At 58.4% G+C, this 24,667-nt stretch carries 24 protein-coding genes; 14 read left to right on the plus strand and 10 right to left on the minus strand.

The features are described 5' to 3' along the window. Positions 1–4: 4 nt before the first annotated feature. Positions 5–1,342 carry a D-serine transporter DsdX gene (gene dsdX / locus GO007_RS18475; protein ID WP_095102447.1) on the minus strand — a complete coding sequence of 446 codons (1,338 nt, stop codon included), beginning with the start codon at positions 1,340–1,342 and terminating at the stop codon, positions 5–7. Between the two features lie 225 nt (positions 1,343–1,567). Here dsdX and dsdC point away from each other — a divergent pair, with 225 nt between their 5' ends. Continuing rightward, complete coding sequence (dsdC, locus tag GO007_RS18480) at positions 1,568–2,497, plus strand: DNA-binding transcriptional regulator DsdC (protein WP_095102450.1); 930 nt, start codon at positions 1,568–1,570, stop codon at positions 2,495–2,497. Positions 2,498–2,567: 70 nt separating this feature from the next. Here dsdC and emrD read toward each other — a convergent pair whose 3' ends face one another. From emrD to tisB, 4 genes are all read right to left on the minus strand, one after another. Next, on the minus strand, positions 2,568–3,752 hold the full coding sequence (gene emrD / locus GO007_RS18485; RefSeq protein WP_095102453.1) for a multidrug efflux MFS transporter EmrD: 1,185 nt from the start codon (positions 3,750–3,752) through the stop codon (positions 2,568–2,570). A gap of 175 nt (positions 3,753–3,927) precedes the next feature. Beyond that, positions 3,928–4,761, minus strand: a complete 834-nt coding sequence (locus GO007_RS18490) for a DMT family transporter (protein ID WP_095102455.1) — start codon at positions 4,759–4,761, stop codon at positions 3,928–3,930. A gap of 69 nt (positions 4,762–4,830) precedes the next feature. Next, positions 4,831–5,277 carry a GNAT family N-acetyltransferase gene (locus GO007_RS18495; RefSeq protein ID WP_095102978.1) on the minus strand — a complete coding sequence of 149 codons (447 nt, stop codon included), beginning with the start codon at positions 5,275–5,277 and terminating at the stop codon, positions 4,831–4,833. Between the two features lie 88 nt (positions 5,278–5,365). Next, the gene (gene tisB / locus GO007_RS18500) at positions 5,366–5,455 is read right to left on the minus strand and encodes a type I toxin-antitoxin system toxin TisB (RefSeq protein WP_095102458.1); all 90 of its coding nucleotides are present in this window, start codon (positions 5,453–5,455) and stop codon (positions 5,366–5,368) included. A gap of 571 nt (positions 5,456–6,026) precedes the next feature. Here tisB and ivbL point away from each other — a divergent pair. From ivbL to ilvN, 3 genes are all read left to right on the plus strand, one after another. Then, complete coding sequence (gene ivbL, locus GO007_RS18505) at positions 6,027–6,122, plus strand: ilvB operon leader peptide IvbL (RefSeq protein WP_071844866.1); 96 nt, start codon at positions 6,027–6,029, stop codon at positions 6,120–6,122. A gap of 101 nt (positions 6,123–6,223) precedes the next feature. Then, positions 6,224–7,912 carry an acetolactate synthase large subunit gene (ilvB, locus tag GO007_RS18510; protein ID WP_095102464.1) on the plus strand — a complete coding sequence of 563 codons (1,689 nt, stop codon included), beginning with the start codon at positions 6,224–6,226 and terminating at the stop codon, positions 7,910–7,912. A 3-nt stretch (positions 7,913–7,915) separates the two neighbouring features. Beyond that, positions 7,916–8,206 (plus strand): acetolactate synthase small subunit, encoded by a 291-nt coding sequence (ilvN, locus tag GO007_RS18515; RefSeq protein ID WP_095102467.1) that lies wholly within the window; start codon positions 7,916–7,918, stop codon positions 8,204–8,206. A 1-nt stretch (position 8,207) separates the two neighbouring features. Here the strand turns inward: ilvN and GO007_RS18520 are convergent, their stop codons facing one another. Continuing rightward, positions 8,208–8,999 (minus strand): DeoR family transcriptional regulator, encoded by a 792-nt coding sequence (locus GO007_RS18520; RefSeq protein WP_095102469.1) that lies wholly within the window; start codon positions 8,997–8,999, stop codon positions 8,208–8,210. A gap of 335 nt (positions 9,000–9,334) precedes the next feature. Between GO007_RS18520 and rbsK the strand changes: the two genes are divergently transcribed. The 7 genes from rbsK (at position 9,335) to uhpT (ending at position 17,746) form a co-directional block, all read left to right on the plus strand. Further along, positions 9,335–10,255, plus strand: coding sequence for a ribokinase (rbsK, locus tag GO007_RS18525; RefSeq protein WP_041143306.1), 921 nt, complete (start codon positions 9,335–9,337; stop codon positions 10,253–10,255). 26 nt (positions 10,256–10,281) lie between these two features. Beyond that, a complete protein-coding gene (gene fucP / locus GO007_RS18530; protein WP_045853770.1) occupies positions 10,282–11,598 on the plus strand; it encodes an L-fucose:H+ symporter permease in 1,317 nt (438 codons plus the stop codon). A gap of 11 nt (positions 11,599–11,609) precedes the next feature. Continuing rightward, the gene (locus GO007_RS18535) at positions 11,610–12,626 is read left to right on the plus strand and encodes an aldose 1-epimerase family protein (RefSeq protein ID WP_095102472.1); all 1,017 of its coding nucleotides are present in this window, start codon (positions 11,610–11,612) and stop codon (positions 12,624–12,626) included. A gap of 82 nt (positions 12,627–12,708) precedes the next feature. After that, entirely contained in the window at positions 12,709–13,302 is a 594-nt protein-coding gene (gene uhpA / locus GO007_RS18540) for a transcriptional regulator UhpA (protein WP_095102980.1), read from the plus strand. Between the two features lie 17 nt (positions 13,303–13,319). Next, positions 13,320–14,801, plus strand: a complete 1,482-nt coding sequence (gene uhpB, locus GO007_RS18545) for a signal transduction histidine-protein kinase/phosphatase UhpB (RefSeq protein WP_189339901.1) — start codon at positions 13,320–13,322, stop codon at positions 14,799–14,801. A 9-nt stretch (positions 14,802–14,810) separates the two neighbouring features. Next, the gene (gene uhpC / locus GO007_RS18550; RefSeq protein ID WP_095102478.1) at positions 14,811–16,139 is read left to right on the plus strand and encodes an MFS transporter; all 1,329 of its coding nucleotides are present in this window, start codon (positions 14,811–14,813) and stop codon (positions 16,137–16,139) included. A 215-nt stretch (positions 16,140–16,354) separates the two neighbouring features. Next, positions 16,355–17,746 (plus strand): hexose-6-phosphate:phosphate antiporter, encoded by a 1,392-nt coding sequence (gene uhpT / locus GO007_RS18555; protein WP_095102481.1) that lies wholly within the window; start codon positions 16,355–16,357, stop codon positions 17,744–17,746. 46 nt (positions 17,747–17,792) lie between these two features. Here the strand turns inward: uhpT and GO007_RS18560 are convergent, their stop codons facing one another. Then, complete coding sequence (locus GO007_RS18560; RefSeq protein WP_095102484.1) at positions 17,793–18,716, minus strand: LysR family transcriptional regulator; 924 nt, start codon at positions 18,714–18,716, stop codon at positions 17,793–17,795. Positions 18,717–18,821: 105 nt separating this feature from the next. On the opposite strand from GO007_RS18560, the gene GO007_RS18565 reads away from it, so the two are divergent. The 3 genes from GO007_RS18565 to nepI all read left to right on the plus strand — a co-directional run bounded on the left by GO007_RS18565 (position 18,822) and on the right by nepI (position 21,346). Continuing rightward, complete coding sequence (locus tag GO007_RS18565) at positions 18,822–19,274, plus strand: DUF1198 family protein (protein WP_095102487.1); 453 nt, start codon at positions 18,822–18,824, stop codon at positions 19,272–19,274. Positions 19,275–19,377: 103 nt separating this feature from the next. Continuing rightward, on the plus strand, positions 19,378–19,905 hold the full coding sequence (locus GO007_RS18570) for an SRPBCC family protein (protein WP_095102490.1): 528 nt from the start codon (positions 19,378–19,380) through the stop codon (positions 19,903–19,905). A 259-nt stretch (positions 19,906–20,164) separates the two neighbouring features. Beyond that, entirely contained in the window at positions 20,165–21,346 is a 1,182-nt protein-coding gene (nepI, locus tag GO007_RS18575; RefSeq protein WP_095102493.1) for a purine ribonucleoside efflux pump NepI, read from the plus strand. 77 nt (positions 21,347–21,423) lie between these two features. Here nepI and GO007_RS18580 read toward each other — a convergent pair whose 3' ends face one another. The 3 genes from GO007_RS18580 to GO007_RS18590 all read right to left on the minus strand — a co-directional run bounded on the left by GO007_RS18580 (position 21,424) and on the right by GO007_RS18590 (position 24,657). Beyond that, positions 21,424–22,803 (minus strand): carbohydrate porin, encoded by a 1,380-nt coding sequence (locus tag GO007_RS18580; RefSeq protein ID WP_095102496.1) that lies wholly within the window; start codon positions 22,801–22,803, stop codon positions 21,424–21,426. Positions 22,804–22,895: 92 nt separating this feature from the next. Then, positions 22,896–23,198, minus strand: coding sequence for a PTS lactose/cellobiose transporter subunit IIA (locus GO007_RS18585; RefSeq protein WP_095102499.1), 303 nt, complete (start codon positions 23,196–23,198; stop codon positions 22,896–22,898). 133 nt (positions 23,199–23,331) lie between these two features. Further along, positions 23,332–24,657, minus strand: a complete 1,326-nt coding sequence (locus GO007_RS18590) for a PTS sugar transporter subunit IIC (RefSeq protein ID WP_095102502.1) — start codon at positions 24,655–24,657, stop codon at positions 23,332–23,334. Between the last annotated feature and the right edge of the window lie 10 nt (positions 24,658–24,667).

Here is a 24,667-nt window from a genome sequence, read left to right on the forward strand (position 1 = left end):
GCGCTCAGATGATGAAAGAAAGCAGGAACGTGCAGGCCAGCGCAAGTAAGGATGCGATAAATGTGGCCGTTGTATAGTATTTAAACGTCTCGCTCAGACTCGCTCCGCAGTATTGTTTTACCAGCCAGAACAGGGAGTCGGTAACGATCGTGCAGCCAATTGCGCCTGAACCGATAGCAATGGCGATGATCTCCGGACTCACGTCGGGATAAAGCGGCAGCATCGGGGCAACGATGGCGGTTGCGCCCATCATCGCGACGGTAGCGGAGCCGACCGCAGCGTGCAGAATCAGCGCCACCAGCCAGGCCAGCAGGATGGGGTGCATATGCATGTTCGACAGAATCACTGCCAGAGAATCGGCCAGCCCGCTGCTTTTCAGAATGGCGTTGAATGCCCCGCCGGCGCCGATAATCAGCAGGATATTGGCAATCGAGCCAAAGCCATTCTCAGTATGAGTCAGCAGCACGCTCATCCCAAGGTTCTGGCGGATGCCGAGAATGTAGTAAGCCACGAAGACGGCAATAAACATGGCGGTGATCGGGTTACCGATGAACTCCAGCAGCATGTACAGCGTGCCGCCCTTGGCCATATTCAGCTCGGCAACGGTTTTTACCAGCATCAGCGCGATAGGCAGCAGGATAGTAAAGAGCGTAGCGCCGAGCGACGGCAGCGTCTCTTCCTTACGGACTTCCAGGTTGGAAAACTCGGCGGGAACCGGTTTAAACGGCAGGCGGTCGCCGAGAAGTTTGAGGAACAACGGGCCGCCAACCAGCGAGGCTATCAGCCCGACCAGCAGGCCGTAGACGATGACCGTCCCGATATCGGCGCCGAGCTTATTGGCAACGAACAGCGCGGCCGGATGAGGCGGAACCACGCAGTGGACGGCCATCAATGCGGTGCACAGCGGAATCGCCAGCTTCAGAAGCGAGGTGTGGGTCTTTTTGGCGATGGAGAATGCCAGCGGGATCAGCAGCACGACGCCAACTTCCACAAACAGCGTAATCCCGCAAATCAGGCCGACCAGCACCATAATGACGTCAACCGATAGCCAGCGGCAGCGCTGGAGCGTCAGGCCGATACGCTCTGCGGCGCCGGAGACCTCCATCATTTTACCCAGAATGGTACCGAGGCCGATAACAGCCGCGAGGAAGCCCAGCGTTCCGCCAATCCCGCTTTCAATGGCGTTAACCATATCCAGCGGGCTCATCCCCATCATTGCGCCGACAAAAAAGCTGGCTAACAGCAGCGCCAGGAAGGGGTGAAACTTCAGTTTGACGATAGTTAACACGATCAGCACGATGCTTATCAGCAGCGTGCTCACAACCCAAATCTGCGATTCCATACCCCACCTCGCCTGTGAATAATCTGCGCCTATTGAACAGAAAAACGCCACCGGCTGACAAACGATATAATTGGCTCTTCAGGTGAATCAGATTGAATCAAAGTAGTGATTAACGTCTAAAGCTGGCGGTATTTTGCGTCATGGGTCACTTTTATTCATCTTTAAGGCGTCGGGCAGCGGCTCTTTTCTTTACAATCAGCGGACATGAAACGGGGGAGGCAAAAGATGGATGCGCTAAAAGAGGTCGGTAACCGGCTCCTCAACGGCTGGCAGTTGTCAAAGCTCTATACCTTTGAGGTGGCCGCGCGGCACGAGTCTTTTGCCCTGGCGGCGGAAGAGCTGTCGTTGACGCCCAGCGCGGTGAGCCACCGCATGAACCAGCTCGAAGAGGAGCTGGGTATTCAGCTGTTTGTCCGCTCGCACCGCAAGGTGGAACTCACCCATGAAGGCAGGCGGGTGTACTGGGCGCTGAAGTCATCCCTCGATAGCCTGAATCAGGAGATTCTGGATATCAAAAACCAGGAGCTGTCCGGGACCCTGACGGTCTACTCGCGGCCGTCGATCGCCCAGTGCTGGCTGGTTCCGGCGCTGGGCGACTTTACCCGCCGCTACCCGTCGATCTCGCTGACCGTGCTGACCGGCAACGATAACGTCAATATGCAGCGCGCCGGCATCGACCTGGCTATCTACTTTGACGATTTGCCCTCCTCGCAGCTCAGCCACCACTTCCTGATGGACGAGGAGATTGTGCCGGTATGCAGCCCGGATTATGCCCGCCGGCACCAGCTGCGGCAGAATCCCGATAACCTCCAGCACTGCACGCTGCTGCACGATCGCCAGGCCTGGAGCAACGACTCCGGCACCGACGAGTGGTTTAGCTGGGCGCAGCAGTTTGGGATTAATATGCCGCAATCGTCGGGGATTGGCTTCGATCGTTCCGATTTAGCGGTGATAGCGGCGATGAATCACGTCGGCGTGGCGATGGGGCGAAAAAGGCTGGTGCAAAAGCGGCTGGAGAGCGGGGAGCTGATCGCTCCGTTTGGCGAGATGACGTTGAAATGCCATCAGCACTACTATGTGACCACGCTGCCGGGGCGCCAGTGGCCAAAAATCGACGCCTTTATCAACTGGCTGCAGAGCCGGGTGCAATCATAATGGCCACGAGCTGAATCGTGCGCCCGGGCAGGACGCTTCGCGTCGCGGCCCGGGGAGAACTGCGGAAGCCCTAAACCGGCTGCTGATGGCGGCTAAAGCGCGAGGCCAGCGGCAGCCAGCACAGCATAATCAGCAGCCCCATTAGCATCATCAGCAGCCCGAGGCTGCCTTGACCGGTCTGCGGCATTATGGCCGATAGCCAGGCCAGGACGCCGGAACCGATATTCTGCAGGCCGCCAACCAGCGCGCCGGCGGTACCGGCGAGGAACGGGAACGGCTCCATTGCGCCGCTGGTTGCCAGCGGAAACAGCATTCCGGCGCCGAAGAAGAACAGCGCGGCGGGCACCAGCAGGGTCCAGACGGTCATGACGCCCATCAGCCCTGGAAGCCACATCATAATTCCCGCCAGCAGGCAGCAAATCACCGATTGCCACATCAGCGTCGGGAAACGCTTGTTCGGACGCCCGGCGAACCAGGCGCCGAAGAAGGCCGCCGGGATCGGTAAAATAAACAGGATACTGACCGCCATGCTGCTCAAGCCCAGCACGGCGCCCATCAGCACGCCGGAGCAGGCCTCAAAAACGGCAATTCCGGCGAGGCCGCCAACCAGCATCAGCAGATAGCAGTTGAACGCGCCGTTGCCGAAAAGCGTTCTGTAGCTGGTGGTGAGGCGGGTTCGCGGCGCGGCGGCCGGGCGGGTTTCCGGCATCCAGCGCGCCATGCTAAAGGTCACCACGGCGCAAAGCACCAGCAGGAAAGCGTAGCAGGCGCGCCAGCTCCACAGCGTATTGAGGACCCCGCCAAGCAGCGGCGCCAGCAGCGGGCTGACCAGAATACCCATATTCAACAGGCTGTTGGCATGTCTTAGCTGCGCGCCTTCATACAGATCGCGCGGCAGAGTACGCGCCATGACGCCGCCGACGCCGGTGCCCATTCCCTGAATCGCGCTGGCGATAATCAGCACCGTCAGGCTATGGGTGGTGATGGCAACCAGCGTCGCCAGCATAAAGATAGACATCCCGACCAGAATCACCGGGCGTCTCCCCACGCGATCGGACAGCGGCCCGTAAAAGAGCTGCGATACGCCGTAGGTCAGTAAATAGGCCGCCATCACGCTCTGCACGGCGCCCTCGCGGGCGTTGAGCGAGATAGCCATGTCGGCAATGGCCGGAATATATATGGTCTGCGCCATCTGGCCAACGGCCACCAGCACGACCAGCATCAACAACAAATTGAAGTTCTTATGCCGTTTCATGTCGATGAATACTTTGTGAGTAGAGGTAAATGAAGAACATGTGACTGGCACATCCCGTAAACGATGGAGGAATCTACCACATAAAAATGACAGAACAACCACCCGGCGGCGATTGTCAGGGAATTAAAGGCAGGTTTTGTAAACAATAATCGGCAACTAATGTTGCCATGATGCGCTAAGAGAGGCGCAGCAGGATCGCGCCGGCCGCGATGCCGCAGGCGGCAACAATTCGCAGGGCCATGACCCGCTCTTTAAGCAGGACGAAGGCGATGAGCGCGCCGAACAGAATTGAGGTTTCACGCAGCGCGGCAACGACCGCCAGCGGCGCCTGGGTCATGGCCCACAGCGCGAGGCCGTAGGAGCCCATCGTACTGATGCCCCCGAGCAGCCCCTTGTGCCAGTGCTGGCGCAGATAGCGGCTGACCTCCCGGCGACGGGTGACCATCGACCAGACCAGCAGGCAGCAACCGTTCATCAAAAAGGACCACAGCGTGTAGCCCAGCGCGGAGCCGGACAGCCTTACGCCGGTACCATCAACCAGCGTATAGCCGGCAATAAAGCAGGCGTTAATCAGCGCCAGTACGACGCCGCGCCGCGAGCTGGCCCGCCCGTTGTAGGCCATCGCCAGGATCGCCAGACAGATCACCCCAATGCCAGACCATGCCAGAGGGGAGAGGCGATCGCCGAGAAACACGACGCTAATTATCGCCACCAGCAGCGGCGCCGTACCGCGCATCAGCGGATAGGTCTGGCTCATGTCCGACACCTGGTAGGTTTTTGCTACCAGTACCGTGTAAACCACCTGCAGGGCGCTGGAAAGCAGCAGATACGGCGCGCTGGCGAGGGACGGCTGCGGCGCGAAAGGCAGCAGCAGCAGGGCGATGACCGCCGCCGAACCGCTCACGCTAATTGCCGCGTACATCTTATCGCCGCTCGCTTTGACGATCGCATTCCAGCTAGCGTGCAGCAGGGCGGCGAACAGCAGAATGCAGAAAACGTTTATCGTCATCAGGGTGGGGCACAGTGGGGACAAGGTAGTGAAACTGTAACATGCGCTTTTTCACCCAGCCAGAGGCGGTTACAGCGAGCAGAACAGGCGATGCGTCACCCGCGGCTCATCATAAACCGGACGAAATCCCAGACTTTCATAAAACGGCCAGGCCGACGACGGCGCATGGGTATTGAGGAAATCGAACCAGGTGCCGGAATGGGCGATCACCGCCACCAGCAGCTGCTGCCCGATGCCCTGGCGACGGTAGCGGTCGCCGATGTACAGATGGCGAATGCGCCCGGCCCGCGGCTGCTGGCTGTAGGCGTCAACGTTCAGCCCGCAAACGCCCACCAGCGCTCCTCCGCAGAAGGCCCCAAGCAGCTTTTCTCCCGGCGCGTTAAAGCGGTTTTCCCCGCTTTGCCAGTTCTCTGCCAGGCGGCGCAGCATATTAAAGTGCTGCGCGAGGCTTTCGCTACGCAGGGCGAGAAACCCGGCGTCATCCGGCGTGGTCGCAGCAATCAGCAGCGGTGGCATAAATTTCTCCATCAGTCGGCGCAGGTGAAGGGAGACCGCCTGTAGAGGGGCGGTTTCCCGCCCCTCCCAGGTGCGACCTGAACCTGAATCAGCGGAACTGTTTCAGGACAGCATCAAGCAGTTGCAACGCGGCAACCATGAGTTTCAGGATAAGAACGATAATATCCATCGTGCCCATACGCGTCTCCTCGGTAAAGGAGCACAGCCGGCTGGCGTACCTTTCCGCCGCCTGTTGCCAGCCAGGGTATACGCCGCCTGCCTGAGCACGTTGCCGTGCCCGGAAGATAGCGTATTTGTTGACGTAACACAGTGTGCTCTTTCAGGGTTAAGGCGCTGACGGCACCACCCGTTTCAGCCAGGACTTGATTGCGCCGGTAAACATGCGGCCCCCGAATGGCACAGAGTGAACGCTTTCAGTATAAGCATTCACTGTATAAATAAACAGTATTTTTATCGACAAAAATTTGCCGCCGATCCATACTCTATTTTATGAAAATCCGTGGCTAAAATTGCGTGAACTTCCGCGAACGCGTATACTTTTGGCGTTGACGTAATACAGTGTGCTTGCGGTTACCAGCCGTAAAAATGCTGAAAAAACCTCGCTGCGGCGGGGTTTTTTGCTTTTTGTCGCCGGGTTAAAAAATTGTGATCCTCTGCGCAAATTTCCGTGGTTGAAAATAAATCCATTGTTTAATGGCCGCAGCTGTGTTTGTATAAATTCAGTTAATTTTTCGACATAAAGGCCCCTAATGAACGCTTCCATGCTGACTTCGACCCTACTAAAAACCGCGCCTGCCGCGGTGGTCGTCGTGCGTGTGGTCGTCGTCGTCGGCAATGCGCCGTAGGGTCCGGAACAACACGATTCCAAACCCCGCCGGCGCAAACCGAGCGGGGTTTTTTTTCGACCCTCGCCCGGTAGGTCGGCTCAGAATAAAAGGACTGGAGCATGGCAAGTTCGGGCACATCATCACAAAAAATGCGCTTCACCGGCGCGCAGTTAGTTGTTCATTTACTGGAACGTCAGGGGATCACCACGGTAACGGGTATCCCGGGCGGCTCAATTCTGCCGGTCTACGACGCATTAAGCCAAAGTAAGCAGATTCGCCATATTCTGGCGCGTCACGAGCAGGGGGCCGGGTTTATCGCCCAGGGCATGGCGCGAACCGAGGGCAAGCCGGCGGTTTGTATGGCCTGCAGCGGCCCGGGGGCGACAAACCTGATCACCGCCATCGCCGACGCGCGTCTGGACTCGATCCCGCTGGTCTGTATTACCGGCCAGGTGCCGGCCTCAATGATTGGCACCGATGCGTTCCAGGAAGTCGATACCTACGGCATCTCTATCCCCATCACTAAACACAACTATCTGGTTCGCGACATTGCCGAGCTGCCGCAGGTGATGAGCGACGCTTTTCGCATTGCGCAGTCCGGGCGTCCGGGGCCGGTGTGGATAGATATTCCTAAGGACGTGCAGAGCGCGACCATCGAACTGGAGGCGTTACCAGAGCCCGGCGTTCGCGCGGCGGCGCCTGAGTTTGACGGCGCCAGCGTACGCGAAGCGGCGGCCATGATTAATGCCGCTAAGCGCCCGGTGCTCTATCTGGGCGGCGGCGTGATTAATGCTCCGGAGCAGGTTCGCCAGCTGGCGGAAAAAGCCAACCTGCCGACCACCATGACCCTGATGGCGCTGGGCATGCTGCCGAAGGCGCACCCGCTGTCGCTGGGAATGCTGGGCATGCACGGCGCGCGTAGCACCAACTTTACGCTGCAAGAAGCTGATTTACTGATTGTTTTAGGCGCGCGTTTTGATGACCGGGCGATTGGTAAAACCGAACAGTTCTGCCCGAATGCGCAGATCATTCACGTCGATATCGACCGCTCCGAGCTGGGTAAAATCAAGCAGCCGCACGTGGCTATCCAGGGCGATGTCGCCGAGGTTCTGACGCAGCTGATCCCGCAGGTTGCAGCGCAGCCGCGGGATGAGTGGCGCCAGCTGGTCGCCGACCTGCAGCGCGAATTCCCGTGCACCATCCCTCAGCAGCAGGACCCGCTTTCTCATTATGGTTTGATCAATGCCGTAGCCGCCTGCGTGGATGATGAAGCGATTATTACCACCGACGTGGGCCAGCATCAGATGTGGACCGCGCAGGCCTATCCGCTGAATCGCCCTCGCCAGTGGCTGACCTCCGGCGGCCTGGGCACTATGGGCTTTGGCCTGCCGGCGGCCGTTGGCGCAGCCCTGGCGAACCCGCAGCGGAAGGTTATCTGCTTCTCCGGCGACGGCAGCCTGATGATGAACATTCAGGAAATGGCCACCGCCGCTGAAAATCAGCTGGATGTAAAAATTATTCTGATGAACAACGAAGCGCTGGGTCTGGTGTATCAACAGCAGAGCCTGTTCTATCCGCAAGGGGTGTTTGCCGCCACCTACCCGGGGATGATTAATTTTATGCAGATTGCCGCCGGCTTTGGCCTGCAAACCTGCGACTTAAATCATGAAGCCGATCCGCAGGCGGCGCTGCAGGCGATTATTGACCGTCCTGGCCCGGCGCTGATTCATGTGCGAATCGATGCCGAAGAAAAAGTCTATCCGATGGTACCGCCGGGTGCGGCAAATACAGAAATGGTGGGGGAATAAACCATGCAACAGCAGACTCATGACAACGTTATTCTGGAACTCACCGTACGCAACCACCCTGGGGTCATGACCCACGTTTGCGGCCTGTTCGCCCGTCGCGCCTTCAACGTGGAAGGCATCCTCTGCCTGCCGATTCAAAACAGCAATCAGAGCCGCATCTGGCTGCTGGTCAATAACGATCAGCGTCTCGAGCAGATGATCAGCCAAATCGATAAGCTGGAAGACGTCGAGAAGGTGACGCGCAATCAGTCCGATCCTTCAATGTTCAATAAAATCGCCGTCTTTTTCGAGTGAGCTAGTCGCTCGTCGAATCCGGCGTGATGACTTTTACCGACCCGTTCCGGCAGTGCAGGGCGTAGTCTGCCGGCAGGGGACGATCGCTGATCAGGACATCAAAGGCCGATAGCGGGGCGATGCTGGCGGGCGCGACGTCATCGAACAGCCCGGAGCGGGCGAGCAGGATTTTGCGTAACCCGCGATCCAGCGCCTTGCGTTTAGTGGTGAGATCGTCGGGGTTAAACCAGCTAACGCCAAAATGTTCGTGCACGCCGCTGGCGGAGATAAACACCTTCCGCGGATTCAGCGAATCAAGAGCCGAGGGGTTGCTGGCATCATAAAACGCATCGCTCTTGGCCCGGTAGGTGCCGCCGCAGAGGATGGCGGTGGCGTTAGGCTTTTCATTCAGCGCCACAAACACCCGGTGTGAGTAGCAAATTCCGGTAAAGGTAATGTCATCCGGGATCATGCCGATCACCAGCGGCATCTCGCTGCCGTTATCGAAAAAGACGAGGTCGTTTTCGCTTACCAGCCCGGCGGCGAGGATGGCGACGGACAAATCGTCCCGGTGGTGGGGGCTTTTGCCCGCCGGCGGAGCGCTGACCGAGGGCGATGAGGGTTTGTTCACCATCACCACGTACCCGCCCAGAAGAGTCAGCGGCAGCGGTTCGTCATTCTCGAGGCTGAGATCCCGACGAATGGTCATCACCGAAACTTCCAGCATCCGTGCGGCTTCTTTGAGATGGATGCGGTCGGTTTTCTTGAGCAGCTCCATCAGACGCCGGATACGTTCTTTTTGCTTTGTTTCCATTCACCTTCTCCGCAAGTTTGGGCGAAAATGTTCCTTTGGTAACATTTTTCGTTCGTCGAAACATTCTGCATTCACACTACTATACTGTGGGCTATCAAGAATTAAAAGCGGGTAAGATCGCGCCTCTTAAATTATAAGTATTTTATTTTCAGTGTCTTATGTTTGTTGCTCGTACTTGTTGTTTTACGGGCATGCCGAGAGGCTGAACAGAGGTGGCTGTTAAATAAACAGCCTGTGATTCTGCAATCGCGATCATGGTCACAAATGGTACGGAAGTAACATGATAATGTTACTATAATATCATTGTTATGTGATTGTTTCTAAGAGGTAGTAAAATGGATATCGCGGTTATCGGCTCAAATATGGTGGATCTGATCACCTATACCAATCAGATGCCAAAAGAGGGGGAAACTCTCGAGGCGCCCTCTTTTAAAATTGGCTGCGGCGGTAAAGGCGCCAACCAGGCCGTCGCGGCAGCCAAGCTTAACTCCAAAGTTCTGATGCTGACCAAGGTCGGGGACGACATCTTTGCGGATAACACGATTCGCAATCTGGAATCCTGGGGCATTAATACGACCTATGTTGAAAAAGTCCCCTGCACCAGCAGCGGCGTGGCGCCGATTTTTGTTAACGCCAACTCCAGCAACAGTATTCTGATTATTAAAGGCGCCAATAAGTTTCTCTCCCCGGAGGATATCGATCGCGCTGCCGAAGATTTAAAAAAGTGTCAGCTGATTGTTTTACAGCTTGAAGTTCAGCTGGAAACGGTTTATCACGCCATTGAATTTGGTAAAAAACACGGAATTGAAGTGTTATTAAATCCGGCGCCGGCGCTGCGTGAATTAGATATGTCCTACGCCTGCAAATGTGACTTTTTCGTCCCTAATGAAACTGAGCTGGAAATATTAACCGGATTGCCCGTTGATACTTACGATAATATTCGTGCTGCCGCCCGTAGCCTCGTAGAAAAAGGGCTCAACAATATTATTGTCACTATGGGTGAGAAAGGTGCGCTATGGATGACGCGCGATCGGGACGTTCACGTCCCGGCGTTTAAAGTCAGCGCGGTTGATACCAGCGGCGCCGGCGACGCCTTTATCGGCTGTTTTGCGCATTACTACGTCCAGAGCGGAGATGTTGAAGCCGCGATGAAAAAAGCCTCGCTCTTTGCCGCCTTCAGCGTCACCGGCAAAGGTACCCAATCGTCTTATCCCAGCATTGAGCAATTCAATGAGTATCTGGCGTTAAACGAATAACCCTCTGCACTGTAAAAGGTAGCACTATGAACGATAAAAATATCGTTCAGATGGCCGATGGCTATCTGAATAAAACCCCTCTGTTCCAGTTTATTTTGTTATCCTGTTTATTCCCGTTATGGGGATGCGCTGCGGCATTAAATGATATTTTAATTACTCAGTTTAAAAGCGTATTTGCGCTGAGTAACTTTGCCTCGGCGCTGGTACAAAGCGCTTTTTATGGCGGTTATTTTTTAATTGCCATTCCAGCCTCGTTAGTGATTAAAAAAACCAGCTATAAAGTGGCGATTTTAACCGGCCTGACGCTTTATATCGTCGGCTGTACGCTCTTTTTCCCGGCCTCGCACATGGCAACCTACACCATGTTCCTGGCCGCGATTTTCGCCATCGCTATCGGCCTGAGCTTCCTTGAGACGGCGGCGAACACCTACAGCTCAATGATTGGTCCAAAAGCGCAGGCGACGCTACGCCTCAATATCAGCCAGACGTTCTATCCGATTGGCGCCGCGGCCGGCATCCTGCTGGGCAAATATCTGGTCTTTTCCGATGGTGAAAGTCTGGAAAAACAGATGGCGGGCATGAACGCCGAGCAGATCCATAACTTTAAAATCCTGATGCTGGAAAACACCCTTGAGCCCTACAAGTACATGATTATGGTACTGGTGGTGGTAATGGTGCTGTTCCTGCTGACCCGCTTCCCGACCTGCAAAGTTGCGCAGACGGCGAACCATAAGCGTCCGTCGGCGCTCGACACTCTGCGCTACCTGGCGAGCAACGCCCGCTTCCGTCGCGGGATTATCGCCCAGTTCCTCTACGTCGGGATGCAGGTCACCGTCTGGTCATTCACGATCCGCCTGGCGCTGGAGCTGGGGGATATCAACGAGCGCGATGCCTCAACCTTTATGGTCTACAGCTTCGCCTGCTTCTTCATCGGTAAATTTATTGCCAACATCCTGATGACGCGCTTCACGCCGGAAAAAGTGCTGATTATCTACTCGGCGATCGGCGCGTTGTTCCTTGCCTACGTGGCGCTGGCGCCGAGCTTCAGCGCGGTATACGTGGCGGTGCTGGTGAGCGTCCTGTTTGGACCCTGCTGGGCGACCATCTATGCCGGGACCCTCGATACGGTTGATAACGAGCATACCGAAATGGCCGGGGCGGTGATTGTGATGGCGATTATCGGTGCGGCGGTGGTGCCGGCGATTCAGGGCTACGTTGCGGATATGTTCCACTCCCTGCAGGTGTCGTTCCTGGTGCCGATGCTGTGCTTCATCTACGTGGGCGTCTACTTCTGGCGTGAGTGCAAAGCGCGCCGTGCGCTGACCGAAGCGACGGCCTCCTGAGGAGAATCATCATGACGACACGTTTAACCCTATGGCGTCAGCTGTTTACCGAGCATCCTCGGGTACTGCTGGCAAACGATGCCTTTACGGTCACCGCGTTCCGCTACGCCAGCGGCGTAGAGGGCCTGCGGGTAGAGAACTCGCGCGGCCAGCTGGTCATTCTGCCCTGGCTGGGGCAAATGATCTGGGACGCGGAGTTCGATGGTCACGATCTGACGATGCGCAATATGTTCCGCGAGCCGAAGCTGGCGACGGAAGTGGTGGCCACCTACGGCTGCTTCGCCTTCCACTCCGGGCTGCTGGCGAACGGCTGCCCTTCGCCGGAGGACGTGCATCCGCTGCACGGCGAAATGGCCTGCGCCGCGATGGATGAAGCCTGGCTGGAGTTGGAGGGGGAGAGCCTGCGGGTGACGGGACGCTATGAATACGTGATGGGCTTCGGCCATCGCTATCAGGCGCAGCCCGCGGTGGTACTGCATAAAGAGAGCGCGCTCTTTGATATTCACATGGCGGTCACCAACCTCGCCTCCGTCGCGATGCCGCTCCAGTATATGTGCCATATGAACTATGCCTATGTGGCCGGGGCCAGCTTCAGCCAGAATATCCCCGACGATGCGCTCGCGCTGCGTGAGTCGATACCGGGCCACGTGCATCCGACCGAGCAGTGGCTGGCGTTCAACCGGCGCATTCTGCAAGGGGAGGCTTCGCTGGACGTACTGAACGAGCCGCACTATTACGATCCGGAAATCGTCTTTTTTGCCGACAGGCTGGATCGCTACACCGACAGGCCTGAATTTCGCATGACGGCTCCGGATGGCACCACGTTCATCACCCGCTTCTCCAGCGCGGAGCTGAACTATGTGACCCGCTGGATCCTCTATAACGGCGATCAGCAGGTGGCGGCTTTTGCGCTACCGGCCACCTGTCGTCCCGAAGGATTTCTGGCGGCGCAGCGTAACGGCAGCCTGATCTCGCTGGCTCCGCAGGAGATCCGCACCTTCAGCGTAACCACCGGCATCGGCGGCTGATGGGTATAATAGTGCTCAAGGCTTGAACAGCAGCGCGCTTATCGTTAAGGTAAGCGCGTTTTTTTATCCGCCGGGAAACGCCATGACCTCCATTGCCCTTATTGACGATCATCTTATCGTCCGCTCCGGTTTTGCGCAGCTGCTGGCGCTGGAAAGCGATTTCCGGGTGGTGGCGGAGTTCGGTTCCGGCCGCGAGGCGCTGGCGGGTCTGCCGGGCCGCGGCGTGCAGGTCTGCATTTGCGATATTTCGATGCCGGATATCTCGGGCCTCGAGCTGCTGAGCCAGCTGCCCAAAGGCATCGCGACCATTATGCTCTCGGTCCACGACAGCCCGGCGCTGGTGGAGCAGGCGCTGAACGCCGGCGCCCGCGGCTTTCTTTCCAAACGCTGCAGTCCGGATGAGCTGATTGCCGCCGTCCGTACGGTGGCGACCGGCGGCTGTTACCTGACGCCGGATATCGCCATGAAGCTGGCGGCCGGTCGCCAGGACCCGCTCACCAAACGCGAACGGCAGGTGGCGGAAAAGCTGGCCCAGGGAATGGCGGTGAAAGAGATCGCCGCCGAGCTTGGACTATCGCCAAAGACCGTCCACGTTCATCGCGCTAACCTGCTGGAAAAGCTGGGCGTCAGCAACGACGTTGAGCTGGCGCGGCGCATGTTCGATAGCTGGCAGTGAAAGCGCTGTTCTCGCGGCTGCTCTCGGTCGTCGGCTGCTTCTTTATCTTCTCCGCCGCGTGGTTCTGCCTGTGGAGCATCAGCCTGCATGTGGTTGCGCGCCCGGATCTCGCGGTACTGCTGTTTCCCTTCGGTCTACGCCTTGGCCTGATGCTGCAATGCCCGCGCGGCTACTGGCCGGTGCTGCTGGGAGCGGAATGGCTGCTGATCTTCTGGCTGGCGCAGGAAGTGGCGCTGGCCCATCCGATAATATTGATGATCGGCAGTCTGCTGACCCTGCTGCCGGTGGCGCTGATTTCGCGCTATCGCCAGCAGCGCGACTGGCTGACCCTGCTGCGCCAGGGCGGCGCGCTGATTGCCGCCGCGCTGCTGCAATCGCTGCCGTGGCTCGGCGAGGGAAGCGAAGGTCTCAACGCCCTGCTGCTGACCCTGACCGGTGGCCTGACCCTCGCGCCGACCTGCCTGGTCATCTGGCACTACCTCACCAGCACCGTCTGGCGACCGCTGGGGCCGGCGCTGGTTTCGCAGCCGGTGAACTGGCGCGGGCGGCACCTGATCTGGTATCTGCTGCTGTTTATGGTCAGCCTGTGGCTGCAGCTGGGGCTGCCCGCCGAGCTCTCCCGCTTTACGCCGTTTTGCCTGGCGCTGCCGATTATCGCCCTGGCCTGGCACTACGGCTGGCAGGGGGCGCTGATTGCCGCCCTGATGAACGCGATTGCCCTCATCGCCAGCCAGACCTGGCACGACCATCCGGTTGATTTGCTGCTCTCCCTGCTGGCGCAAAGCCTGACCGGGCTGCTGCTGGGGGCCGGAATTCAGCGCCTGCGTGAGCTGAACCAGTCGCTGCAAAGCGAGCTGGCGCGCAACCGGCGGCTGGCGGAACGCCTGCTGGAAACCGAAGAGAGCGTGCGCCGCGACGTGGCGCGCGAACTGCATGACGATATCGGTCAGACCATCACCGCCATCCGCACCCAGGCCGGGATTGTCCAGCGCCTGGCGCCGGAGAACGGCGGCGTCAGGCAGAGCAGCCAGCTGATTGAGCAGCTCTCTCTGGGCGTTTATGACTCGGTGCGCCGCCTGCTGGGGCGCCTGCGCCCGCGGCAGCTGGACGATCTGACCCTTGAACAGGCGGTACGTTCTCTGATGCGTGAAATGGAGCTCGAAGATCGCGGGATGGTCAGCCACCTCGACTGGCGCATCGATGAATCTATGCTGAGTGAAAACCAGCGCGTCACCCTGTTTCGCGTCTGCCAGGAAGGGCTGAATAATATCGTCAAGCACGCCAGCGCCAGCGCGGTCACGCTGCAGGGCTGGCAGCAGGATGAGCGGCTGATGCTGGTGCTTGAGGATGACGGCAGCGGGCTGCCGCCGGGCACCGGACGGCAGGGCTTTGGCCTGATCGGCATGCGCGAGCGCGTGACGGCGCTGGGCGGGACCTTAACCATTTCCTGCACCCACGGCACGCGCGTCTGCGTCAGCCTGCCGCTGCGCTACGCCTGAGGAACGAAGATGTTTACCTTTATGAAATCCCCCCCTGACGCCGCGCCGATAGCCGATAAGCAGGCCCTCGACGAACGCTATCGCTACTGGCGGCGCCATATTCTGCTGACCATCTGGCTGGGCTACGCGCTGTTCTACTTCACGCGCAAAAGCTTCAACGCCGCGGTGCCGGAGATTCTCGCCAGCAACGTGCTGACCCGCAGCGATATCGGCCTGCTGGCGACGCTGTTTTACATCACCTACGGGCTGTCTAAATTTTTATCCGGCATCGTCAGCGACCGCTCCAACGCCCGCTACTTTATGGGCCTCGGCCTGATTGCGACCGGCGTGGTCAATATCCTGTTCGGTTTTTCTACTTCACTCTGGGCCTTTGCGCTGCTGTGGGCGCTGAACGCCTTTTTCCAGGGCTGGGGCTCGCCGGTATGCGCCCGTCTGCTGACGGCCTGGTATTCCCGTACCGAGCGCGGTGGCTGGTGGGCGCTGTGGAACACCGCCCATAACGTGGGCGGCGCGCTGATCCCGATGGTCATCGGCGCCGCGGCGCTGCACTACGGCTGGCGCGCCGGGATGATGATTGCCGGGATGCTGGCAATCCTCGCCGGGCTGTTTCTCTGCTGGCGGCTGCGCGACCGGCCGCAGGCGGTGGGGCTGCCCGCGGTAGGCGACTGGCGTCACGATGAGCTGGAGATCGCCCAGCAGCAGGAGGGGCAGGGCCTGACGCGCAGGGAGATCCTCTACAAGTACGTATTAACGAACCCCTATATCTGGCTGCTGTCGCTCTGCTACGTGCTGGTTTACGTGGTGCGGGCGGCGATTAACGACTGGGGCAATCTCTACATGTCGGAGACCCTGGGGGTCAATCTGGTGACCGCCAACTCGGCGGTGACCATGTTTGAGCTGGGCGGGTTTATCGGCGCGCTGGTGGCCGGCTGGGGCTCGGATAAGCTGTTTAACGGCAACCGGGGGCCGATGAACCTGATTTTTGCCGCCGGGATCGTGCTGTCGGTGGGCGGCCTGTGGCTGATGCCGTTTGCCAGCTACGTGATGCAGGCGGCCTGCTTCTTTACCACCGGCTTCTTTGTCTTCGGCCCGCAGATGCTCATCGGCATGGCGGCGGCGGAGTGCTCGCATCGGGACGCTGCGGGCGCGGCAACCGGGTTTGTCGGGCTGTTTGCCTATCTGGGGGCGTCGCTCTCCGGCTGGCCGCTGGCGCAGGTGATGGACGTCTGGCACTGGAGCGGCTTTTTTGTGGTGATTACCATCGCCGCCGGCATTTCGGTGCTGCTGCTGCTGCCATTTTTAAACGCCCAGGCGCCGAGAGCGGCCAGCGAAGCGTGATGCACCTCACCTTTTTTCATCAATACGGGAAAAACTAAGAAATTTTCCCGGTATCACCTGGACGCTGTCTCAGGCCAGCCGCATGACCAGTTTTTACAATAGCGGCCATTCAATATCATTTTCCCAAAATAGTTTAAGTTGCAGGAAGGCGGCAAACGAGAGCCGCCAACGCGCCTGGGGCTTGAAGTATGAAAGGAAAACCGGGAGTGTGTCCTATGCTGGCCTTTCTAAACCAGGTGCGCAAGCCGACCCTGGATCTGCCGCTCGACGTGCGGCGCAAGATGTGGTTTAAACCGTTCATGCAGTCCTATCTGGTGGTCTTTATCGGCTACCTGACTATGTACCTGATCCGCAAGAACTTTAACATTGCCCAGAACGACATGATTTCAACCTACGGGTTGAGCATGACCCAGCTGGGGATGATTGGCCTGGGCTTCTCGATCACCTACGGCGTGGGTAAAACGCTGGTTTCCTACTACGCGGATGGTAAGAACACCAAGCAGTTCCTGCCGTTTATGCTGATCCTCTCCGCCATCTGCATGCTCGGCTTCAGCGCCAGCATGGGCGCCGGGTCGACCAGCCTGTTCCTGATGATCGCCTTCTATGCGCTGAGCGGCTTCTTCCAGAGCACCGGCGGCTCGTGCAGCTACTCGACGATTACCAAATGGACGCCGCGACGCAAGCGCGGATCGTACCTCGGGATGTGGAATATCTCCCACAATCTCGGCGGCGCGGGCGCGGCAGGGGTAGCGCTGTTTGGCGCCAACTATCTGTTCGACGGCCACGTCATCGGGATGTTTATCTTCCCGTCGATTATCGCGCTGATCGTAGGTTTTATCGGCCTGCGTTTTGGCAGCGACTCCCCTGAATCCTACGGCCTCGGCAATGCGGAAGAGCTGTTCGGGGAAGAGATCAGCGAAGAAGATAAAGAAACCGAAGATAGCGCGATGACCAAATGGCAGATCTTCGTGGAGTACGTGCTGAAAAACAAAGTCATCTGGCTGCTGTGCTTCTCCAATATTTTCCTCTACGTGGTGCGCATCGGTATCGACCAGTGGTCGACCGTCTACGCTTTCCAGGAGCTTAAGCTGTCAAAAGAGGTGGCGATTCAGGGCTTTACCCTGTTTGAAGTCGGCGCGCTGGTCGGCACCCTGATGTGGGGCTGGCTGTCGGATCTGGCCAACGGTCGCCGGGCGCTGGTAGCCTGCGTCGCGCTGGCGCTGATCATTGCGACTCTCGGCGTTTATCAGCATGCCAGTAATCAGTATGTCTATCTGATGTCGCTGTTTGCCCTCGGCTTTTTAGTCTTTGGCCCGCAGCTGCTGATTGGCGTCGCGGCCGTTGGTTTTGTGCCGAAAAAAGCCATCGGCGCGGCTGACGGCATCAAAGGCACCTTCGCCTATCTGATTGGCGACAGCTTCGCCAAGCTGGGCCTGGGGATGATTGCCGACGGCACGCCGATCTTCGGCCTCACCGGCTGGGCGGGCACCTTTGCCGCGCTGGACGCGGCGGCAATCGGCTGTATCTGCCTGATGGCCATCGTGGCGGTATTTGAAGAACGTAAAATTCGCCGCGAGAAGAAGAAACAACGTTTGCAGACCGCCTGAGGCATCAGGTATTGGTAACGTTGCCCGGCCTTCCCGCCGGGCTTTTTTATGCCGCAGGGCCAGGGATTGTTTCAGGCTGGCTCACCTGCCAGAGCAGCTCCCGCAGCCACTGCTGAGCCGGATCGCGATGGTTGCGCTCGTGCCAGGCCATGCTTTTGGTAAACCCCGGGATCGTCAGCGGCGGCGGCACAATGAGCATTCCTGACGCGACCGTCGCCAGCCGGCGCGGCACCACCGCTATCATGTCGCTTACCGCCAGTATTTCCGGGAGCACCAAAAAGCTGCTCACCGATAATCCGACCCGCCGGCTACGGCCGATTGCCGCCAGCGCCTCGTCGGTCACCCCGCGAAAGCTGTCACCCTCCCAGGACACCAGCATATGTTCCAGCGCGCAGAATTGGTCGAGCGTTAGCGGCGCGCCGGCCTGGGGATGGTCGGCGCGCAGCAGACAGACGTACTCTTCGTGGTACAGCGCCCGACCGTGGAGTTCGGGCGGCGTTGAAGGGGGCGTGAGGAGCGCAATATCAACCTCTCCGCGTTCGGCCTGAGCCAGCAGCGTGGACGGAGACTCCGGAATAATGCGCACGCGGATCCCCGGCGCCAGCGGCTTCAGGGCGGCAATAAACGGCACGATCACCGCTTTCAGCGCATAGTCGGTAGCGGCGATAGTCCAGGTGAAATCGGCGTTAAGCGGTTCGAAAACGGCGGGCTGCAGCAGGGCTTCGGCATCGGTCAGCAGCTGCTTTACCGGCGAAGCCAGCGCCTGCGCGCGCAGGGTCGGGATCATGCCATGCGGAGCGCGGATAAACAGCGGATCGTTAAACGCATCGCGCAGCCGCGTAAGCATGCCGCTCACCGCCGGCTGCGTCAGCGCCAGCCGCTGGGCTGCGCGGGTGACGCTGCGTTCATTGAGCAGCGCATCCAGCGTTTTCAGCAGATTAAGATCGAGGTTTCTGATATCAGATTTCATGATAGCTTTCCGCAGCCGCGATAAGTCACATTATGGTACGCCCGGGAGTCGACAGCGCGCAAATTCCCATTATGATAGTGGGGCTGCGATAGAGTGAGAGGAAGCATGATCTGGTTAGGACTGGCCACGCTGGTGGTAGTATTTGTTGTAGGATTTCGGGTACTTACCTCTGATTCTCGTCGTGCGATTCGTCGTCTGAGCGAACGGCTGGGTATTACTCCCGTCCCGCTGGAATCGATGATCGATCAGCTGGGAAAAACCGCCGGAAGCGAGTACCTGCGCTACCTTGAGCGGCCCAACGAAGCGCATCTGCAAAACGCGGCTCAGGTTCTGCTTATCTGGCAGGTCGGCGTCGTCGATAGCAGCGAGCAGAACCTGCACTACTGGTATCGTTTGATGCAAAAGTCTCGCCTGGCGGCGCCGATTACCGATGCGCAGATCCGCCTGGCGCAGGGGTTTCTCCGCGAGCTGGAGCCGGAGTTGAGCGAAATTATCGCCCTGCAGCAGCGCTATAACGCCCTGTTTTTACCGGAAGATGGCGTTCACTGGCTGCACTGATATCACTATCGGTGATGATGTTTATCCGAAATGGTGATTCGATTTATATCATCCCCCGACGCATCATTGACCTCGTAAAGTCTGTTCACTCACGAGGTTAATGATGCACCAGCCCACCCAACAAAGCGCCATCGTCTGGCCGGAAGCGTATCTGCCGGGAACTACCGACAATTTTGCCTCCAACGAAATCATCGTCAGCGGTTTGACGGCGGCGGAAATCTGGGCCCAGCTCGACGATACGACGCGCTGGCCGACCTACTACAGCAACGTTGCGGATATCCACGTTGATGCCGACAGCGGCCCGCTGCTGAGCGCGAATGCGCGCTTTCGTTTCTCAACCTTCGGCTTTCCGATTGAGGCGCAGATCGTTGAATACGTTCCGCCGGCCGTCGGACAGGCCGCGCGCGTTGCCTGGCACGGCTGGGCGGAGGGCGACGAAACCACGCGTCTTGACGTCATTCATGCCTGGCTGTTCGAGGATTTACCCGGCGGCCGCGTGCGTATCCTGACCCAGGAGTCGCAGAAGGGCGTTCCGGCGCAGACGCTGGCGGCGAGCGTGCCGAATCCGATGATTAACGGGCATCAGGAGTGGATTTGCGGCCTGGTAACGGCGGCACGTAAGGCGCGATGACCGATAGCCGCCCGCCGCCGGCGCAGCGGGCGATGCTCCTTGACACCAGCCCCTCTTACCCGTGTTTTGCACGAGGTTGAGTCACTTCCGCGCCAGCCCACCGGGCGTGTTGCCCCGCTTTCCCGTTAGCACGATTTTCCGGTGATACGATCCGCTGCGCAGGTCTTGTAAAGCCTGAAAAGTCGTCAAAACGTTAAATTCGTCACATTTAAAATGGTACACTGCGCGGCTTCCCCGTGTTCAACCATGCAGGTAACTAATGACTCCTTCGAATGCATCCACGTCACATGCCAGCCAGCCAGCGCGGCCAAACTGGTCGGCGGTCTTTGCGGTGGCCTTTTGCGTGGCCTGCCTGATAACCGTTGAGTTCCTGCCGGTGAGCCTGCTGACGCCGATGGCGCAGGATTTAGGTATCTCCGAAGGGATGGCCGGACAGTCGGTCACCACGACCGCATTTGTGGCAATGTTTGCCAGCCTGTTTATTACGTCCATTATCCGCACCACCGATCGCCGCTACGTGGTGATACTGTTTTCCGTGCTGCTGACGCTCTCCTGCCTGCTGGTCTCCTTTGCCAACAGCTTTTGGCTGCTGCTGGTGGGGCGTGCCTGCCTGGGGATGGCGCTAGGGGGATTTTGGGCGATGTCCGCGTCGCTGACGATGCGCCTGGTTCCGACGCGGGTGGTGCCAAAGGCGCTGTCGGTGATCTTCGGGGCGGTGTCGATTGCGCTGGTGATTGCCGCGCCGCTGGGGAGTTTCCTTGGGGGCATTATCGGCTGGCGCAACGTTTTTAACGCGGCGGCGGTGATGGGCGTGCTGTGTACGATTTGGGTGCTGAAGGCGCTGCCTTCGCTGCCTGGCGAAGCGTCGCAGCAACAGCAAAACATGCTGGGCCTGCTGAGGCGTCCCGGCGTGATGGCCGGTATGTGCGCGATTTTCATGGCCTTTGCCGGACAGTTTGCCTTCTTTACCTACATTCGCCCGGTCTATATGACCCTCGCGGGCTTTGACGTTGATGGCCTGACGCTGGTGCTGCTGAGCTTTGGTATTGCCAGCTTTGTCGGGACCTCGCTGTCGTCGATGCTCCTGAAACGCTCGGTGAAAACCGCCTTAGCGGTTGCGCCTCTGGCACTGGCGGTCTGCGCGGCGGTGCTGGTGCTGTGGGGGGAAAGCCAGGCCGTGGCCTCCGCGGTGGCGATTATCTGGGGCTTCGCCTTCGCCCTGATCCCGGTGGGCTGGTCAACGTGGATCACCCGTTCGCTGTCAGACCAGGCGGAAAAAGCCGGTTCGATCCAGGTCGCGGTGATTCAGCTGGCGAACACCTGCGGGGCCGCCGTTGGCGGCGTGGCGTTGGACCACCTGGGCCTGCTATCGCCGCTGGTGATCTCGGGCGCCCTGATGCTGCTGACCGGACTGCTGGTCACCACGAAGGTGCGGATATAATCGCTGTCGCCCCGAGGCGCTACGCCGAGCGAACCCGGGCCGGGCATTCACGCCGCGACCCGGGACCGTTTCTGCGCTTAGAACCAGGCCTCGAACATGCCGCCGACGTTCAACGAGTCAAGCTGCTCACTGCTGGTGCCCTTGACCCTGGCGGTATGCTGATTATCCACCTGGCCGCCGGTGACGTAGAAGCGCAGCATCGGCCGGAATTCCGGCCCCATCCCGATAGAGATGTTCTGCGACAGCGTCAGCTTCCAGCCCTTGTTGTCGCCGCCCCGATCGTAGTCAACGCGCTGATAGCCGGCCTCCAGCCAGGTTGAATGCACATCGTTCCAGAAATACATCGGACGGATAATCGCGCCGTAGTTTTTACGGTTATCGGTATTGTCCTTGCCGTTATCGTAATCATGGAAGGCCAGCAGATACTCCACCTGCGCCTGTTGGGTAAACTTGTGGCTGCCCTCAAAGCTGGCGTAAATCGCCGTCAGATCGTCGGTTTTGTTATAGACGCTGTTATCCGAGTTATCTGAATAGCGCAGGATTACTTTGTTGACCCCGCCGTCGTTGGTATGGCTCAGCACCAGGCCGCCCTGCCAGGCATCGAGCTGCGCGTCGTTATCCACCGCTTTTGAATCAAAGCCGTAGTTGGCGTACACCTCAACGTCGATTGGCCCAGCCTTCATATTGTGGATTTTTGACGTCAGCGCATAGTGGCCGTTATCGCCGGTGCCGGAGCCGCCGGTACAGGTGATGCGCGACGGGTTGGATTCATCGGCCATCACCTCCGGGCTGCAGGACTCAACCTGTGAGACCCCCGCCACGTCGAACTGCACGCCGCCGATATCAAAGTTTTTCACCCCGGCGCCCTGGCCGTCGTGGTTCATCCAGAAGTAATCGTTGATCCCCTGCTGCGGCCGCTGGTGGAAGTCGCGACCGGCCCAAATATAGGCGTTAGGGTTTGATTCGAGGACGTTAGTGACGCCGACGTAGGCTTTTTTCAGGTTAACTTCATCGCTCCAGTGGTCGAACATGACGTTAATATCCCAGATAGCGCCCTGGCTGCTCTTAAAGGCCTTGGTTATCTGGAATTCGCCGCCGTTGCCTTCGTTGCCCAGACGGCCGATAGCCGACGCGCCGTTATAGGAGCCGTCGACGCCGACGAACTTCTGATCGCCGGTCTGGAACTGGGCGCCGTAGCGGGCGTAGCCGCTAAACTTGAGGCCGAACGGGATAGCCATATCCGGCGAGGCCGCGGTGGTCTGAGGGTTGGTAATGACGTCCACCTTTTTATCAGCGGCGGCATCGATTTTGGCCTGACGGTCGGCCAGCGCTTTATCAACGGCTTTCGCCACAATGGCGTCTATTTGTTGCTGAGTAAAATCTTGCGCTAATACAGAAACTGGGCACAGCGCGGCAACGACCGCCATTGCTAATGGCAGCATTTTTACATTATTCATAATTATCTCGCGTGTAATAATTTATATATTAAGATAATAACCATCCCGCCCCGGTTAATAGACAGGGAAAGCGGCAGGATGACGGATATATATTAACGTTGGTATAAGTGAATAATTTCCTGTGAAAATTCGCGAGCCAGCAGCGAGCTCATCAGATGGTCCTGAGCGTGAACCATAATCAGCGTCATCGGCTGGCGCGCCTCGCCTGCATCCTGCTCGATCAGCCGGGTCTGCATCTGGTGCGCCCGGCGGGCGTAGCCATCGGCTTCATTAAGGAGCAGTTTGGCTTCATCAATATTACCGTGGCGGGCGGCGTGAAGCGCTTCGAAACATAATGAGCGTGACTGTCCAGCATTCACGATAATTTCCATTACCGCGTCTTCTAATTCGATCATAATATTTCCTGAGGGTATTAACTTTATTATTTAAAGCGTACGGCGAAAGTCCCTTTTCCGCATAATTCCTGATGACGGTGTTATTTTTATCGGACGCTCCGGGAAATAGCGCTGAGAGCGTATTTCCCGACTATTACTGGCTTACGGTTTCAGCGACCGGAACGGCGCCTTTGGCTTTTTCGACTTCGGTTTTCATTAATGAGCGTTCATAGGCACGGAGGAATGGCAGGTAAATGACGGCAGACATCACCATGCAAATGACGCACATCACTACCGGGCTCAGGGTCCAGTTGGCGGCCCAGGAGGCCCCGATGGGGGCCGGCGTGGTCCACGGCGTCAGCGAGACCACCTGAGTCAGCCAGCCGAGACGCGTTGCGCCGTAGGCCAGCACCGCGTTGATCATCGGCACGAACACGAACGGGATAAACATCATCGGGTTCATGATAATCGGCGCCCCGAACAGGATCGGCTCATTAATGTTGAAGAAGCTTGGCACGATGCCCATTTTGCCGATAGTCCGCAGGTGCGCCACGCGGCTGCGCAACAGCAGGAAAGCCAGCGGTAGCGTCGAGCCCACGCCGCCAATCAGCAGATAGTGGTCCCAGAAGCCCTGCAGATAAACGTGCGGCAGCGCGGCGCCAGCGGCCAGCGCCGCCTGGTTTGCCGACAGGTTCGCCATCCAGAACGGGTTCATAATCCCGGTCACAATCAGCGAGCCGTGGATCCCGGCGAACCAGAAAATCTGGCACATCAGCACGGAGAGCAGAATCGCCGGCAGGGAATCGGAGGCCGACACCAGCGGTTCCAGCAGATGCATAATCGCCTGCGGCAGGATCATACCGGTCTGCGCTTCGATAAACAGGTTCAGCGGGTGCAGCGTACCGATCACCACCAGCACCGGGATCAGGATTTCGAACGAGCGCGCGACGCCGGTGGGCACCTCTTTGGGCAGGCGAATAGTAATATTATTCCGCTTCAGCCATGCGTAAATACGGGTGGAGTAGATGGCGGTAATTAAAGCGGTGAAGATCCCCTGGCCGGACAGATACTGGGTGGAAATTTTGCCGTCAGCGTAGGGCGCCGCGACCAGCAGGAAGGCCATAAAGGCCAGCAGGCCGGACATCACCGGGTCGAGCTGAAACTGGCGGCCGAGGCTGGCGCCAATCCCGACGGAAATAAAGAAGGTCATGACCCCCATGCTCAGGTTAAACGGCAGCATCAGCTGTTCACGATACTGCTGTGAGAAATCCAGCCAGCCGCGGGCAAAACCGTTGGTGGTGTCGGGTGAAAAAGGAGGAAAGATAAATACCAGCATGAAAGAGCCGATGATCATAAACGGCAATGCGGCAGTGAAGCCATCGCGGATGGCGATAACGTATTTCTGCTGCCCAAGGCGTCCTGCCAGCGGAGTAATAGATTGCTCGATCACGGCAATCATGGACTGATACAGAGAACTCATTTGCACACCT

The sequence above is a fragment of the Klebsiella sp. 10-1 genome, from assembly GCF_009758445.1.
Taxonomy (GTDB): domain Bacteria; phylum Pseudomonadota; class Gammaproteobacteria; order Enterobacterales; family Enterobacteriaceae; genus Klebsiella; species Klebsiella scottii.